Source organism: Xanthomonas indica (assembly GCF_040529045.1).
GTDB classification, from domain to species: Bacteria; Pseudomonadota; Gammaproteobacteria; order Xanthomonadales; family Xanthomonadaceae; genus Xanthomonas_A; species Xanthomonas_A indica.
This window is the reverse complement of record NZ_CP131914.1, coordinates 4,648,830-4,663,198: the sequence shown is the minus strand read 5'-3', so window position 1 is coordinate 4,663,198 and position 14,369 is coordinate 4,648,830. Positions and strand designations below refer to the sequence as shown.

Below are 14,369 nucleotides of genomic sequence, written 5' to 3'. Positions count from 1 at the left end.
GCGCCAGCGTCGGCCAGCGCAGGTGGCGCACGTGTGCACGCTGCGTGCGTGCGGCGTGGTGCCACCGGTCGGCAATAGAGCTGCTGCTCGCGCGGCCTTCATCGCGCCTTGTGCCCTGGCTAACGGCGGCCGGCCTAGCGTGACGCGCTCACCCGCTTCTGCAGGAGACCGTCATGGCCCAGCGCACCCCATCTCCCACCGGCACGCACGATGTCCGCCAGGCCGCCTACCGCGGCACGCAAGGCGATGATGTTGCCTCCGACAGCGGCGTGCCGCGCGGTCGCGACCGCGACGTGCCGTCGCAGCCGATGCCGCCGCCGCAGGCACGGACACCGCAGGACCACGGAGAGGACCGCAGCGGGCGCAGCCAGCCCAACCTCGGCCAGGCCGGCACCTATGGCGCCACCGGCGAGCATGCGGGCGGCGCCCACGGCAAGGCCGCCACGCCCGGTACCTATCACGAGGATGAGGCGGGCGACGCGGCGCGCGATCCTGCCGCTGCACGCGGCGAAGATTAGCCGCACCGCGCGCTGAACACGCGTTCGGCAAGCGCATGCGCTTGCCGTCGGCGCCACGTGTCGGTAACGCGCACGGTGCGACCATGCGCCTCCCCACCCGGAGATAAGCGCGTATGTCCAAGCAGACCATGGCCCGCCTGCTCGCCGAAACCCTGCACAGCGCGGGCGTGGAGCGGATCTGGGGCGTCACCGGCGACAGCCTCAACGGCCTGACCGATGCGCTGCGGCAGATGGACAGCATCGAGTGGATGCACGTACGCCACGAGGAAGTGGCTGCCTTCGCCGCCGGCGCGGAAGCCGCGGTCAGCGGCAAGCTCGCGGTCTGCGCCGGCAGTTGCGGCCCCGGCAACCTGCACCTGATCAATGGCCTGTTCGACTGCCACCGCAGTCACCAGCCGGTGCTGGCGATCGCTGCGCACATCCCGTCCTCGGAGATCGGCCTGAGCTATTTCCAGGAAACCCACCCGCAGGAGCTGTTCCGCGAGTGCAGCCACTACGTCGAACTGGTGACCAATCCGGCGCAGATGCCGGAGGTGCTGCAGCGCGCGATGCGCACGGCGATCCTGCGCCGCGGCGTGGCGGTGGTGGTGATTCCCGGCGACGTGGCCCTGCAGGAAATGCCCAAGGGCGCGCCGACGACGTGGCCGGCGCTGGCCACGCCGCGCATCCTGCCGGCCGACGCCGACGTGGCCAAGCTGGCCGATCTGCTGCAGGCGAGCAAGGCCACCACCTTGCTGTGCGGCAGCGGCTGCGCCGGCGCGCACGACGAGGTGGTGGCGCTGGCCGACGCGCTCGGTGCGCCGATCGTGCATGCACTGCGCGGCAAGGAGCACGTGGAGTGGGACAACCCCTTCGACGTCGGCATGACCGGCCTGATCGGCTTCAGCTCCGGCTATCAGGCCATGCTCAACTGCGACACCCTGCTGATGCTCGGCACCGATTTCCCGTATCGGCAGTTCTATCCCAAGGACGCCACCATCGTGCAGGTCGACAACGACCCCGCCGCGCTGGGCCGGCGCACGCCGTTGCAGCTGGGCATCGCCGCCGACGTGCGCGAGACCATCGCCACGCTGCTGCCGCGGTTGCAGCGGCGCGAGGACCGCGGGTTCCTGGAGAAGTCGCTCGCCCACTACCGCAAGGCCCGCGAGGGGCTGGACGATCTGGCGGTGGCCTCGGCGCCCGGCGAGCCGCTGCATCCGCAGTTCGTCACCCGCATGGTCGATGCACTGGCCGATGCCGATGCCATCTTCACCTGCGACGTCGGCACGCCGACGGTGTGGGCGGCGCGCTACCTGACCATGAACGGCCAGCGCCGCCTGCTCGGGTCGTTCAACCACGGCTCGATGGCCAATGCGATGCCGCAGGCGTTGGGCGCACAGGCGCAGTTCCCGCGCCGGCAGGTGATCTCGCTATCCGGCGATGGCGGCTTCACCATGCTGATGGGCGACTTCATCACTCTGGCCCAGCTCGGCCTGCCGGTGAAGGTGGTGGTCTACAACAACGGCTCGCTCGGCTTCGTGGCGATGGAAATGAAGTCGGCCGGCTATCTGGATACCGGCACCGACCTGAGCAATCCGGACTTCGCCGCGATGAGCAACGCCATGGGCATCCTGGGCCTGCGCGTGGACGAATCGGCGCAACTGGAGCCCGCCCTGCGCGAGGCGTTCGCGCATCCCGGGCCGGCGCTGGTGGACGTGCGCGTGGCCAGCCAGGAACTGGCGATCCCGCCGGCGATCAAGCTGGAACAGGCCAAGGGCATGGGCCTGTACCTGCTGCGCGCGGTCATGAGCGGGCGCGGCGACGAGGTGCTGGAGCTGGTCAAGACCAATCTGCGCTGAGCGTGACCCTGCAGTCGGAGCGCCGCGCCACACGGATGCGAACGCGCGCGACGGTGTGGTGGCCGCGGTGAGTCGCGGCCCCGCGGTGTCCCGGTTACGATCCCCGCGGTTCGTTCCACTCCTCCCGTGCGCCCAAGGTAGGCCATGCCCCGTTCGCTGCTGCGGCAACTGCTGCTGATCTGGATCGTCATCGTCGCCGCCTGCGTGGGCATGGCGGTGGTGTTGGTGGGGCTGTACCGGCACAGCGAGGGCGTGCGTGCCGAGCGCGCGCAGACCGGGCTGCGCGAGGTGTGCACGCGCATGGTGCAGCGCTACAACGGTGCCAGCGTCGCCGCCCACGGCAGCGACGGCGCCGGCCTGGCTGCGGTGGTCACGCAACTGGTGCTCACCGATGCCACCGGCGTGGAGGGCGGGTTCTGGGACCGCCAGCGCGGCTTCCTCGCCTATGCCTATCCCACCTACGACGGCACCGATCACAAGACCGACGTGCCCTCGGCCGAGCGCAACGTCATCGTCGCCACCGCGCAGCGCGGCGTGGACGCGCAGCACACGGTGGACTACCGCCGCGACGGGCAGCGCGAGAGCCTGCTGATCGCGGCGTGTCCGCTGGATCGCAACGCTGCGGCCTGGACCATGACCCGCGTCGCCTCCAGCGATGCGGCGGCCAGCCTGCCGCTGGCCTTGGGCCTGGCGTTGATCCTGGCCCTGGTGGTGGTCTCGGCGTGGGCGCTGGGTTGGGTGGTACGGCGCTGGAGCCAGCGCCTGCAGGGCATCCAGCAGGCGCTGGCGACGCCGGCCGAGGTGCCGGAGATCCCGCGTACCGGCGCGCCGGAGCTGGACCGGCTCGGCGCCGCCGTCACCGACTACGCGCAACGCAGCGCGCAGGCGCTGGCCGAGACCCGCCGGCTCGGCGAGGAACTGTCGCGGAACGAGCGCCTGGTCGCGCTCGGGCGCATGACCGCGACCGTGGCGCACGAGATCCGCAACCCCATCGCGACCCTGCGCCTGGCCCTGGAGAACCAGATCGCCGCGCGCGCGGATGGCTTCGACGACGCCCAGGCGCAGCTGATGCTGGCGCAGATCCAGCGCCTGGACGGCGTGGTCGAAAGCCTGCTCGGCATGGTCCAGCCGATCCGCCTGCAGCGGCAGACCGTGGACCTGCAGCCATGGTTGCAGGCGCTGCTTGCCCCGGCCGAGTGGGAGGGGCAGGCGCCGCCGGTCGTGCTGCGCCTGGAGGCCGCGCCGGCGCAGTGGATGCTCGATCCGCAGCAGACCGCGCGTGCGCTGCACAACCTGCTGCGCAATGCCCTGCAGCACGCCACGCCCGGGACCGAGGTGACCCTGGCGGTGCAGGCCGAGGACGACTGCCTGCGCCTGCGCGTGCGCAACCACGGCGCGCCGGTGCCGGCGCCGGTGGCCGCGCACCTGTTCGAACCCTTCGCCAGCGGCCGCAGCGACGGCAACGGCCTGGGCCTGGCGCTGGTGCGCGAGATCGCCCGCGCGCACGGCGGCGAGGCGCAGTACGCGCACCGCGACGGCATCACCGAGTTCAGCCTGGAACTGCCATGGCGCGCATCCTGATCATCGACGACGACACCGCATTCCTGAGCACGCTGCAGGCGACCCTGCGCTCCTTCGGCCACGACACCATCGCCGTGGCCGACCCGCGCGAGGGCCTGGCGCGCCTGGGCGAGGACGGCATCGACATGGCCTTCGTCGATTTCCGCATGCCCGGCATGGACGGCATCGCGCTGATGCGCGCGCGCCAGGACGACGCCCAGGCCATGCGCGTGCCGCTGGTGATGCTCACCGCGCACGCCTCCAGCGGCAACACCATCGAGGCGATGAAGCTCGGCGCCTTCGATCACCTGGTCAAGCCGGTGGGCCGCGCCGATATCGCCGAGGTGGTCGAGCGCGCACTGCGCAGCCGCGGCGATGCCGCGCCGGACGCCGCGCCGGCGCGGCCGGCCGAGGAGGAGGACGCGCTGCTCGGCCATAGCGCGGCGATGCGCACCGTGCACAAGCGCATCGGCCTGGCGGCCGCTTCCGACCTGCCGGTGCTGATCACCGGCGAGACCGGCACCGGCAAGGAACTGGCGGCACGCGCGCTGCACCGTGCCAGCGCCCGCGCCACGCAGCCGTTCGTGGCGATCAACTGCGCGGCCATCCCCGCCGAGCTGATGGAGAGCGAACTGTTCGGCTACCGCAAGGGCGCGTTCTCCGGCGCGGCGAGCGACCGCAATGGCCTGATCCGCGACGCCGACGGCGGCACCCTGTTTCTCGACGAGATCGGCGACATGCCCTTGCCGATGCAGGCCAAGCTGCTGCGCTTCCTGCAGGAAGGGGAGGTGTCGCCGCTGGGCGGGCGCGGCGCGCAGAAGGTGGACGTGCGGGTGATCGCCGCCACCCACCGCGACCTGCTGCAGGCGGTGGACGCCGGGCGCTTCCGCAGCGACCTGCGCTACCGGCTCAACGTGGTGCCGATCGAACTGCCGCCGCTGCGCGAGCGCGGCGACGACATCCTGCTGCTCGCGCAGCACTTCCTCGCAGCCGGCGCCAGCGCGCCGCAGACGCTGGCGCCCGCGGCGCAGGCGCGCCTGCGCAGCTACCCGTGGCCGGGCAACGTGCGCGAGCTGCGCAATGCCATGCAACGTTGCCAGGTGCTGGTGCGCGCGCCGGTGATCGAGGCGCACGACCTGGACGAACTGCTGGCGTCGCCGTCGTCCGAGTCGCCGGCAGCGCTGGAGACCGATGCGCTGACCCTGCCGCAGGCGATCGCGCAACTGGAACGGCAGATGATCCAGGCCGCGCTGACCCAGGCCCACGGCAACCGCGCCGAGGCCGCGCGCCGGTTGGGGATCCATCGCCAGCTCCTGTACCGCAAGCTCGACGAGTACGGGCTGTAGCGGCGCGCCGGCGCGCCGCGGGATTGGGGATTGGGGATTGGGGATTCGTCAAAGCGCGCGCCGCCGGATGTCCGTCGCTGTTGCGAATCCCCAATCCCGACTCCCAATCCCATTCCATCCACACCTGTCCGCAAAGCGGACAGGTGTGGATGGAATGGAGACGCCGACGAGGTCAGGGCGGCGCAATATTTGCTTAAATATCAAAGGATTAAAAGTTGGCACGACCTCTGCATTACCTCTCCTGCGAGCGGCTCCCCCTTGCCGCTCAGGAGAACGTCCATGATCCGTCGTAGCGCACTCGCTCTGTCCCTGGTGTTGGCCACCGCCGCTGCCACTGCCGTCGCCCAGGTTCCGCCGCCGCCGCCGCCGGCTCCGCCTCCGGGTGCTCCCGGTGCTCCTGGCGCGCCCGGGGTGCCCCCGGTGGCCGCCACCCCCGTCGGCATCGATGGCACGGTGGAGCGGTTCATGCTCAACCCCAATGGCGATGTCGATGGCTTCTGGCTGACCAACGGCACCCAGGTCGGATTCCCGCCGCATCTGTCGGCCGACCTGCAGGCCGCCGTGCGCCGCGGCGACGCGGTGAACGTGCAGGGCTACCGTCTCGGCGACCTGGCGGTGCTGCAGGCCTACACCGTCACCGATCGCCGCAGCGGCAAGCAGGTGGTCGACCGTCCGCCGAATCCGGCGACGCCGCCGCCGGCGCCTCCGGCTCCGCCGGCACTGACGCCGCTGCAGGCGGATGGCCGCATCGACCGCCTGATCTACGGCCCGCGTGGCGAGACCGGCGGCGTGCTGCTCAGCGACGGCACCATCGTGCGGATGCCGCCGCACGTGGCGCAGCAGTACCCCGATCTGTTGCGCGTCGGCGCGCCGTTGAGCGTCAGCGGCTTCGGCGTGGTGACCATGATCGGGCGTTCGCTGGAAGCGACCCATCTGGGCCGCGATCGCAGCTCGCAGCACGAAGTGTTCGCACCGCCGGCGCCGCCTGCGCCGCCGGCCGCTCCGCCGCCGCCGGCCGGCGCCCCGGGTGCGCCGGCGAATCCGCCCCCGCCGCCGCCGGCGGCTGGCTGATCCGGTCCGTCGCGCACGCTTGACCCCATGCGTCCGCCGTTCGCGGCGGGCGCTGCCGGCCCCCGCCGGCATCCCCCCTTGTTCGTCTGGAGAATGCAATGCATTGGGTCGATCCCGATTCCCTGCCGGAAACCCGCGGCACGCTCGCGCGGTTCCTGCTCAACCCCAAGGCCGACGTCGACGGCCTGCTGTTCGACGATGGCACCGAAGTGCACACCCCGCCGCACCTGTCGGCGCAACTGCTGAAGGCGCTGCGTCCCGGCGCCGACCTCGGCGTGCGCGGGCTCAAGCCGCGCGGCGCCGACGTGCTGGTAGCGCTGGCGATCGACCCGGACGGGGCCGACCGCATCGTCGACGAAGGCCCGCATGCCGGGCCGCACACGCCCAAGCCGAAGCCGCCGGCCAAGCCCAAGCCCGCGCAGGATGCGGTGCATCACGCCGGCACCATCGCGCGGCTGCTGCACGGCCCGCACGGGCAGGTGCATGGCGCGCTGCTGGAGGATGGGCTGATCGTGCGCTTCCCGCCGCACGCGGTGCCGGAACAGGCGCATTGGTTGGCCGCCGGCAAGCCGCTGGCGGCGCAGGGCGAGCGGCTGGAGTCCGCGCATGGCCAGGTGCTGCATGCGCAGGCGCTGGGGGCGAGCGACGCGACGTTGCAGCCGTTGCCGTCAAAGCCGAAGCCGCCCAAGCCTCATCACAAGCCGTTGCACGCGCATGCGGATGATGCTGCGCCGAAGCATGGGCCCAAGGCGAAACCGAAGCCCAAGCCGAAGTCCCACTGAGTCCCGCGTCGTCGCGGCGGTGCGCCCCTGGCCACCGCCGCGCCCGTGTTTCCCTCCGCTCCTCCAGGACACCGTCATGCCGCCTGTCGCACTTGCGCAGCACCACGCTTTCCTGTCCATGCCGCTGTCGGCGTCGCTGGCGGTGCGCGCATGAGCGGCGCCGGTACGCGCCAGCGCCCGCGTGGCACGCGCGCACTGGAGGCGCTCAACTTCACCATGGCCGACGTGCAGGACGGGCTCGGCCCGTTCCTGAGCGTGTTCCTGCAATCCAAGGGCTGGTCGCTGGGCGCGATCGGCTCGGTGATGACTGCCGGCGGCATCGTCGGCATGCTCGCCACCACCCCAGGCGGCGCGCTGGTCGATGCGACCAAGCGCAAGCGCAGCATCGTCGTGGTCGGCTGCAGCATGATCCTGCTGGCCTCGGCGCTGCTGTGGTGGTCGCCGACGCTGCCGGGCGTCATCGCCGCGCAGGTGATGACCGCGCTTGCCGCCGCCGCACTGGGGCCGGCGTTGTCCGGCATCACCCTGGGCCTGGTGCGGCAGGCCGGCTTCGATCACCAGATCGCGCGCAACCAGGTCGGCAGCCATGCCGGCAACGTGGTGGCCGCGGCGCTGGCCGGCGTGCTCGGCTGGAAGTTCGGCTTCGGTGCGGTGTTCGTGCTGACCGGCTGCTTCGGCGTGCTGGCGATTATCTCGGTGTTGCTGATTCCGCGCGATGCGATCGATCACCGTGCCGCGCGCGGCATGGCCGAGAAGGAGGATGCCGACGGCGCCCACGTCAGCGGCTGGTCGGTGCTGCTGACCTGCAAACCCTTGCTGGTGCTGGCCGCGGCGCTGGCGCTGTTTCATCTCGGCAATGCGGCGATGCTGCCGCTGTACGGCATGGCGGTGGTGGCCGCGCACCAGGGCGATCCGAGCGCGCTGACCGCCACCACCATCATCGTCGCCCAGGCCACCATGGTGCTGGTCTCGCTGCTGGCGATGCGCCTGATCCGCGTGCGCGGGCACTGGTGGGTCCTGCTGCTGACCTTCCTGGCGCTGCCGCTGCGCGGGCTGATCGCCGCCAGCTTCATCCATACCTGGGGCGTGTTCCCGGTGCAGATCCTCGATGGCGTCGGCGCCGGCCTGCAGAGCGTGGCGGTGCCGGCGCTGGTGGCGCACCTGCTGCAGGGCACGGGCCGGGTCAACGTGGGGCAGGGCGCGGTGATGACGATGCAGGGCGTCGGCGCGGCGCTGAGCCCGGCGCTGGGCGGCTGGATCGCGCAGGCGTTCGGCTATCGCGCGGCGTTCCTGCTGCTGGGCGGGGTCTCGCTGCTGTCGCTGGCGCTGTGGGTGGGCATGCGCAAGCACCTGGTGGTGGCGAACCGCGAACGTGCGGCCGACGCACCGGTGCCGCCGCTGCCGGCCTAGGCATCAGCCCGGCGCGACGCCGGGCACCACCCCGCAGGCGATCCCGGCGGCGGCCACTTGCGCCGCCAGCGCCGCGTGCGGCGGTTGCCGGAACGCATCGCCCGGCAACAGGCTGACCACGCGCTGCCCGGCCTGCGTCTGTTCGATCAGCAACGCCAGGTGCGCGGCCGGATCGTCCGGCAGCGGCTGGCGGCTGGCATCGCGGCGCGCCAGGCTCAGCACTGACGCGCTCACCTGCGCACCGCACAGCAGTAGGTCGGCCTGGTTGAGCGCGCGCAGCGCCTTCAGAGTCAGCGCGCCAGGATCGCCATTGCCGGTGCCGACCAGCCACACGCTGCCCTGCCGCGGTACCTCATCGCTGCGCTGCAGGCTGTCGGCGAAGGCCTGCTCGGCGGCGGCGTGCTGGCCGCTCTGCAGCAGCGTCTGCACCGGCCCCTCCAGCACCTGCTCGAACCAGCGCCGGCGCTGCGCCAACTGCGGCAGGCGCGCGCGGATGTCGGGGCGGTGGCGTGCGAACAGTTGCGCCAAGTCGGCATAGGAATGGTCCAGTTCGGTTTCCCAGCGCTCGCGCAGGCGCCGCGCCAGCATCGGTGCCGCGCCGCTGGAGGAGATCGCGATCAGCAGCGGGTCGCGGTCGATGATCGCCGGCACCTGGAACGTCGACAGCGCAGCGTCGTCGACCACGTTGACCCACTTGCGCCGCGCCCCGGCCTGTTCGGCCAGTTGCCGATTGAAGGCGTCGTCGTCGGTGGCCGCCACCACCAGCCAGGCGTCGTCCAGCCACTGCGGATCGAAGGTGCCGTCGGCCCGCTGCAACCGGCCCTGCGCCAGCCATTGCGCTACCGTGGCATTGAGCGCGTGCGCGTAGACCAGCACGTCCGCGCCGGCGTGCAGCAACGCCTCGATCTTGCGCATCGCCACCTCGCCGCCACCGACGACCAGCACGCGGCGTCCAGCCAGATCGGCGAACAGGGGATACAGCGGCATGTGGGCTCCTGGCTGGGTGAGGTGCATCAGGTCGCGGCGCAGAGGGTGCTGCATGGGCCACACGCGACGGCACAACGTCCTGTCGGCCCACGATACCGAAAGGACGCTCTCTTGGAACGTGTCGGCAAGGAGCGCCGTCGCGTTCTTGCCCTGCTGCCGTTGCTGGCGGCCATGCCGTTACGGCACGCCGAACCGCGCCCGATGGCGCTTCGCCGCGCAGCCAACGTGCAGGCGCTGGCGTATGATCCGCGCTCGTCGTCCTCCCGAACCGGCATCATGGATCGAGCCCGTCCGCTTGTCTGGCCACGCGTGTCGGCGTGGTGTTTCCTTTTCGTGTTGCTTTGGCAACTGGCGCCCGCGCTGGCGCAGACCGCGCGCAAGCCCTCGGCCTACGAGCAGCGCCCGGGCCGCGACGCCGCCGCGCAGCCGGCGACGGGACCGGATTCCCTGCCGCGTCTCGACAGCCGCGCCCAGTTCCTGCAACTCGCACGGGTCTACGACGCCGGCACCGCGCTGGAACTGCCGCATCTGCTGTTCGTGATCGACCGCCAGCAGGGCGGGCGCGTCTATTACCTCAACACCCTGCGATTCGCGCTGCACGAACAGTTCGTGCGCCAGCGCCTGGCGCCACGCATGGGCAAGGCCGCACTGAAGGGGCAGTACCGCGAGCCGCAGCGGCGCTTCCTGTTCGGCACCCTGAGCTGGCAGCGGGATCTGCCGGGCTATACCTACGAATTCTGGGAGGGCGACCGCCTCACCGCGCCCTTGCTGCAGCAGACCGACGCCGCCTTGCGCGCCTCGTTCTACGACACGCTGCGGTTCAAGACCAACTCCACGCTGCACGAACAGGTGGCCAAGTCCGCCGGCTTGGCCTTCGTGACCCAGGAAGCGCTGCTGCGCGAGCAGCGCTTCCTGCCGCTGAACACCGGTCATGCCGAGGGGCGGCTGCGTATCGTGCGCTCGGAGGCGCAGTTCCGCACGCTCTCGCCGCGCGACATCCCGGTGCTGGACGAGGTGCCGATCGCGCTGGCGCCGGTCGCCGGCCTGGTCACGCAACGTCCATCCACGCTGCTGTCGCACGTCAACCTGCTGGCCAAGGGCTGGGGCATTCCCAACGTGTACGTGCGCGACGCGCAGGCGGCGTTGCGCCAGTACGACGGCCGCTGGGTGCAACTGGACGTCACCCACAACGATTACCGGGTGACGCCGCTCGCGGCTCCACCGGCGGCCGCATCCGCTGCGGTCCCGCGCACCGCGGCACGCACGCTGCCGCGTCCGGACCTGAGCGTGGCCGCGCTGAAACCGCTGGCCGTGCTGCGCGCCCGCGACAGCCGCGCCTGCGGCACCAAGGCCGCCAATCTCGGAACGTTGAAGGCGGTGCTGCCGCCGGCCGCGCGCGTGCCGGACGGCTTCTGCATCCCGTTCGCGTTCTACCAGGCGACGCTGCAGCGTCTGCAGGTCGATCAGCGCCTGCGCGACCTGCAGCGCCGCCCCGGCTTCGCCACCGACGCGAACGCGCGCCGCGACGCGCTGGCGGCGCTGCGTGCCGAGATCGCCGAGGCCGCGCCCGATCCTGCCTTCGTGCGTGCGCTGGAGGCGCAATGGCGCGAACAACTGCACGGCGCCGGCGTGTTCGTGCGCAGCTCGTCCAACTCCGAGGACCTGCCCGGCTTCAGCGGTGCGGGTTTGTACACCACCGTGCCCAACGTCACCCAGGCCGAGGCATTGGCCAAGGCCGTGCAGACGGTGTGGGCGTCGGTGTACAACTTCGAAGCCTACGAAGCGCGCGCTGCCGCCGGCTTGCCGCAGGACGCGGTGGCCATGGCGGTGCTGGTGCAACTGGCCGCGCCGTCCGACAGCTCCGGGGTGATGATCACCCGCGACCCCTTCGATGCCGCGCGCCGTCATGTCACCTATGTTTCGGCCAAGCGCGGCCTCGGTATCCGCGTGGTCGAGGGCAAGCGCCAGGCCGAGCAGGTGATGTATTCGAGCTGGTCCAAGGCGGTGCAGGTGCTGAGCCGCTCGGCCGAGGATACCCAGCTCGTGGCCAACGCCGCCGGCGGCGTCCGTGAGGTCCCGATCACCGGTCCTCGTCAGGTGCTGACCGATGCCCTCATCGCGCGACTGGCCAAGGTCGGCGCGATGACCAAGCAGGCGCTGGGCGGCGCGGACCAGGACATCGAATGGGCGGTGGTCGGTGACGAGGTAGTGATCTTGCAGTCTCGGCCGTATGTGGACGGATACGCGCGATAGCGTTGTGCAGGCTGGCGCCCCAGTGCGGCGGTCCGTGGCGGCTGTGTCGGCGCTGTTGAACGCGACGAGGTAGGGCGCTGCGTGGATGGCGGGTCGCGGCTGAAGCCGCTCCTACACAGCCTCAGCGCACTGCTGGCGTCGCAAGCGATTTTCGTAGGAGCGGCTTCAGCCGCGGCCCGCAGCACCCGGCAGATCGCCGGGCGCTCCCGTCACATCACGCCGTCGGCGCATTCGCATTGCGGTGATGCGACGCCGTGGCCTTGCTGTCGCGCTCGGCCGCCAGCAGGGTCAGCGAACGGCCGATGCCGTGCCACTGCGCGCCGCCTGGCAGGCCGTGCTCGTGGTCGCGCTCGGCGGTGTCGATCAGCACGCGCCAGTGTTCGCCTTCGACCAGCGGCAGGGTGAATTGCACGTCCTCGACCGCGCCGTTGACGATCATCAGCAAGGTCACGTTGGAGGCGGCCTGGCGCAGGCCGCTGGACGGGGCGCGGCCGTCCAGGCGCATCATCAGCGCGCGGGCGTGCGGGTCGTGCCAGGAGGCTTCGGTCATTTCCTCGCCGTCCGGGGCCAGCCAGGTCACGTCCTTGATGCCCAGTTCCTCGTCGTAGACGCCGTCGAAGAAGCGCGCGCGGTGCAGCAGCGGGTAGTGCGCGCGCAGGTGGGTCAGGCGCGAGACGAAGGCGCTGAGCTGGTGCGCGCGCGGGCCGGCTTCCCAGTTCAGCCAGGTCAGTTCGTTGTCCTGGCAGTAGGTGTTGTTGTTGCCGCCCTTGCTGCGGCCGAACTCGTCGCCGGCCAGCAGCATCGGCGTGCCCTGCGACAGCAGCAGGGTGGCCAGCATGTTGCGCATCTGCCGCAGGCGCAGGGCGTTGATCTGCTCGTCGTCGGTCTCGCCTTCCACGCCGTAGTTGGCGGAGATGTTGTTGTCCGAGCCGTCGCGGTTGTGCTCGCCGTTGGCCTCGTTGTGCTTGTGCGCGTAGCTGACCAGGTCGTGCAGGGTGAAGCCGTCGTGGGCGGTGACGAAGTTGACCGAGGCGGTGGGACGGCGGCCGCGGTGGTGGAACAGGTCGGCCGAGCCGGTCAGGCGCGTGGCCAGTTCGGCCAGCTGCCCTTCGTCGCCGCGCCAGAACGCGCGCACGTTGTCGCGGAACTTGTCGTTCCACTCCGACCAGCCCGGCGGAAATGCGCCGACCTGGTAGCCGCCCGGGCCCACGTCCCACGGCTCGGCGATCAGCTTGACCTGGCTCAGCAGCGGGTCCTGGCGGCAGGCGTCGAGGAAGCCGCCCTTGGGATCGAAGCCGTGGTGTTCGCGGCCGAGGATGGTGGCCAGGTCGAAGCGGAACCCGTCCACGTGCATCTCCGAGACCCAGTAGCGCAGCGAGTCGTTGACCATGCGCAGCGCGCCGGCGTTGGTCAGGTCGAAGGTGTTACCGGTGCCGGTGTCGTTGATGTAGAAACGGCGGTCCTCGGCCAGGCGGTAGTAGCTGGCGTTGTCGATGCCCTTGAACGACAGCGTCGGTCCGAGTTCGTTGCCTTCGGCGGTGTGGTTGTAGACCACGTCCAGGATCACTTCCAGCCCGGCGCTGTGCAGGCGCGCCACCATCTGCTTGAACTCGGACACCGTGCGCGTGGCCATGTAGCGCGGGTGCGGGGCGAAGAAGCCGATGGTGTTGTAGCCCCAGTAATTGCGCAGGCCCTGCTTGAGCAGGTATTCGTCGTCGACGAAGGCGTGCACCGGCAGCAGTTCCACCGCGGTCATGCCCAGGCGCTTGATGTGCTCGACCACCTCGTCCACCTTCAGCCCGGAGAAGGTGCCGCGCCAGGCCTCGGGAACCGAGGGATGGCGCATGGTGGTGCCGCGCAGGTGGGTCTCGTAGATCACCGTGCTGTCCCACGGCGTCTGCGGGCGCTGGTCCTTGCCCCAGGTGAAGGCCGGGTCGATCACCGCGCACTTGGGCATGTAGGCGGCGCTGTCGCGGCGGTCGAAGCTGAGGTCGGCATCCTTGTGGCCGATGGTGTAGCCGAACAGTGCCGGCGCCCACTTCAGTTCGCCGACCAGTTGCTTGGCGTAGGGGTCGAGCAGCAGCTTGTTGGGGTTGAAGCGGTGCCCGGCGTCGGGCGCGTACGGGCCGTACACGCGGTAGCCGTAGAGCTGGCCCGGGCGCGCGTCGGGCAGGTAGCCGTGCCAGACCTCGTCGGTGTACTCGGGCAGCGCGATGCGCTCGATCTCGCGGCCGCGATCGTCGAACAGGCACAGTTCCACCTTGGTGGCGTGCGCCGAGTACAGGGCGAAGTTCACCCCCAGGCCATCCCAGGTGGCGCCCAGGGGGTAGGGCAGGCCTTCGCGAATACGCGAACGGCGGGTGAGCTTGCGCACGGGCATGGACAATCCTTAGGAGGAGGCGGAGCCGTTGCCGGCGCTGCGGAGCGATTGCGGAGGCGGCAGTGCGTCGGCGTCGACGTGGGCTTCGGCGGCCGCTTCCGCGTCCGCTAGGCGTTCGGCCATGGCCCAGTGGCGGGCGGCATGGCCGTCGGGTCGCCCTTCGGCTTCCCAGATTTCGTGTGCGAGTTGGCGGATGCGGCGTTGGCGTGTTTCTGCGTCCATGG

The 14,369-nt window shown here is 71.0% G+C and carries 11 protein-coding genes; 8 read left to right on the top strand and 3 right to left on the bottom strand.

The annotated features are described in order from the left end of the window. Window positions 1-173 precede the first annotated feature (173 nt). The 7 genes from Q7W82_RS19950 to Q7W82_RS19920 all read left to right on the top strand — a co-directional run bounded on the left by Q7W82_RS19950 (window position 174) and on the right by Q7W82_RS19920 (window position 8,525). Window positions 174-518 carry a hypothetical protein gene (locus tag Q7W82_RS19950; protein ID WP_242160077.1) on the top strand — a complete coding sequence of 115 codons (345 nt, stop codon included), beginning with the start codon at window positions 174-176 and terminating at the stop codon, window positions 516-518. Between the two features lie 128 nt (window positions 519-646). Further along, the gene (gene poxB, locus Q7W82_RS19945) at window positions 647-2,356 is read left to right on the top strand and encodes a ubiquinone-dependent pyruvate dehydrogenase (protein WP_242160120.1); all 1,710 of its coding nucleotides are present in this window, start codon (window positions 647-649) and stop codon (window positions 2,354-2,356) included. Window positions 2,357-2,500: 144 nt separating this feature from the next. After that, window positions 2,501-3,937: a HAMP domain-containing sensor histidine kinase gene (locus Q7W82_RS19940; protein ID WP_242160078.1), complete on the top strand. Its 1,437-nt coding sequence runs from the start codon at window positions 2,501-2,503 to the stop codon at window positions 3,935-3,937. Then, window positions 3,922-5,262, top strand: a complete 1,341-nt coding sequence (locus tag Q7W82_RS19935; RefSeq protein ID WP_242160079.1) for a sigma-54 dependent transcriptional regulator — start codon at window positions 3,922-3,924, stop codon at window positions 5,260-5,262. The genes Q7W82_RS19940 and Q7W82_RS19935 overlap by 16 nt, the downstream gene beginning before the upstream one ends. Window positions 5,263-5,541: 279 nt before the next feature. Beyond that, complete coding sequence (locus Q7W82_RS19930; RefSeq protein ID WP_242160080.1) at window positions 5,542-6,333, top strand: hypothetical protein; 792 nt, start codon at window positions 5,542-5,544, stop codon at window positions 6,331-6,333. A gap of 98 nt (window positions 6,334-6,431) precedes the next feature. Then, on the top strand, window positions 6,432-7,115 hold the full coding sequence (locus Q7W82_RS19925) for a hypothetical protein (protein ID WP_242160081.1): 684 nt from the start codon (window positions 6,432-6,434) through the stop codon (window positions 7,113-7,115). Window positions 7,116-7,265: 150 nt separating this feature from the next. Further along, window positions 7,266-8,525 (top strand): MFS transporter, encoded by a 1,260-nt coding sequence (locus Q7W82_RS19920; RefSeq protein WP_242160082.1) that lies wholly within the window; start codon window positions 7,266-7,268, stop codon window positions 8,523-8,525. 3 nt (window positions 8,526-8,528) lie between these two features. Here the strand turns inward: Q7W82_RS19920 and Q7W82_RS19915 are convergent, their stop codons facing one another. Beyond that, entirely contained in the window at window positions 8,529-9,512 is a 984-nt protein-coding gene (locus Q7W82_RS19915) for an NAD(P)-dependent oxidoreductase (protein WP_242160083.1), read from the bottom strand. Window positions 9,513-9,845: 333 nt separating this feature from the next. Between Q7W82_RS19915 and Q7W82_RS19910 the strand changes: the two genes are divergently transcribed. Further along, entirely contained in the window at window positions 9,846-11,765 is a 1,920-nt protein-coding gene (locus tag Q7W82_RS19910; RefSeq protein ID WP_242160084.1) for a PEP/pyruvate-binding domain-containing protein, read from the top strand. A 214-nt stretch (window positions 11,766-11,979) separates the two neighbouring features. On the opposite strand, the gene glgX is transcribed toward Q7W82_RS19910, so the two are convergent. Both glgX and Q7W82_RS19900 read right to left on the bottom strand, forming a co-directional pair. After that, window positions 11,980-14,145: a glycogen debranching protein GlgX gene (gene glgX / locus Q7W82_RS19905; protein ID WP_242160085.1), complete on the bottom strand. Its 2,166-nt coding sequence runs from the start codon at window positions 14,143-14,145 to the stop codon at window positions 11,980-11,982. Between the two features lie 9 nt (window positions 14,146-14,154). Beyond that, a complete protein-coding gene (locus Q7W82_RS19900) occupies window positions 14,155-14,367 on the bottom strand; it encodes a DUF2934 domain-containing protein (protein ID WP_160945488.1) in 213 nt (70 codons plus the stop codon). Between the last annotated feature and the right edge of the window lie 2 nt (window positions 14,368-14,369).

Bases quoted from the DNA above. Each gene is read 5' to 3' on its own strand.
- Q7W82_RS19950 (WP_242160077.1), top strand. From the start codon at position 174: ATGGCCCAGCGCACCCCATCTCCCACCGGCACGCACGATGTCCGCCAG.
- poxB (WP_242160120.1), top strand. From the start codon at position 647: ATGGCCCGCCTGCTCGCCGAAACCCTGCACAGCGCGGGCGTGGAGCGG.
- Q7W82_RS19940 (WP_242160078.1), top strand. From the start codon at position 2,501: ATGCCCCGTTCGCTGCTGCGGCAACTGCTGCTGATCTGGATCGTCATC.
- Q7W82_RS19935 (WP_242160079.1), top strand. From the start codon at position 3,922: ATGGCGCGCATCCTGATCATCGACGACGACACCGCATTCCTGAGCACG.
- Q7W82_RS19930 (WP_242160080.1), top strand. From the start codon at position 5,542: ATGATCCGTCGTAGCGCACTCGCTCTGTCCCTGGTGTTGGCCACCGCC.
- Q7W82_RS19925 (WP_242160081.1), top strand. From the start codon at position 6,432: ATGCATTGGGTCGATCCCGATTCCCTGCCGGAAACCCGCGGCACGCTC.
- Q7W82_RS19920 (WP_242160082.1), top strand. From the start codon at position 7,266: ATGAGCGGCGCCGGTACGCGCCAGCGCCCGCGTGGCACGCGCGCACTG.
- Q7W82_RS19915 (WP_242160083.1), bottom strand. From the start codon at position 9,512: ATGCCGCTGTATCCCCTGTTCGCCGATCTGGCTGGACGCCGCGTGCTG.
- glgX (WP_242160085.1), bottom strand. From the start codon at position 14,145: ATGCCCGTGCGCAAGCTCACCCGCCGTTCGCGTATTCGCGAAGGCCTG.
- Q7W82_RS19900 (WP_160945488.1), bottom strand. From the start codon at position 14,367: ATGGACGCAGAAACACGCCAACGCCGCATCCGCCAACTCGCACACGAA.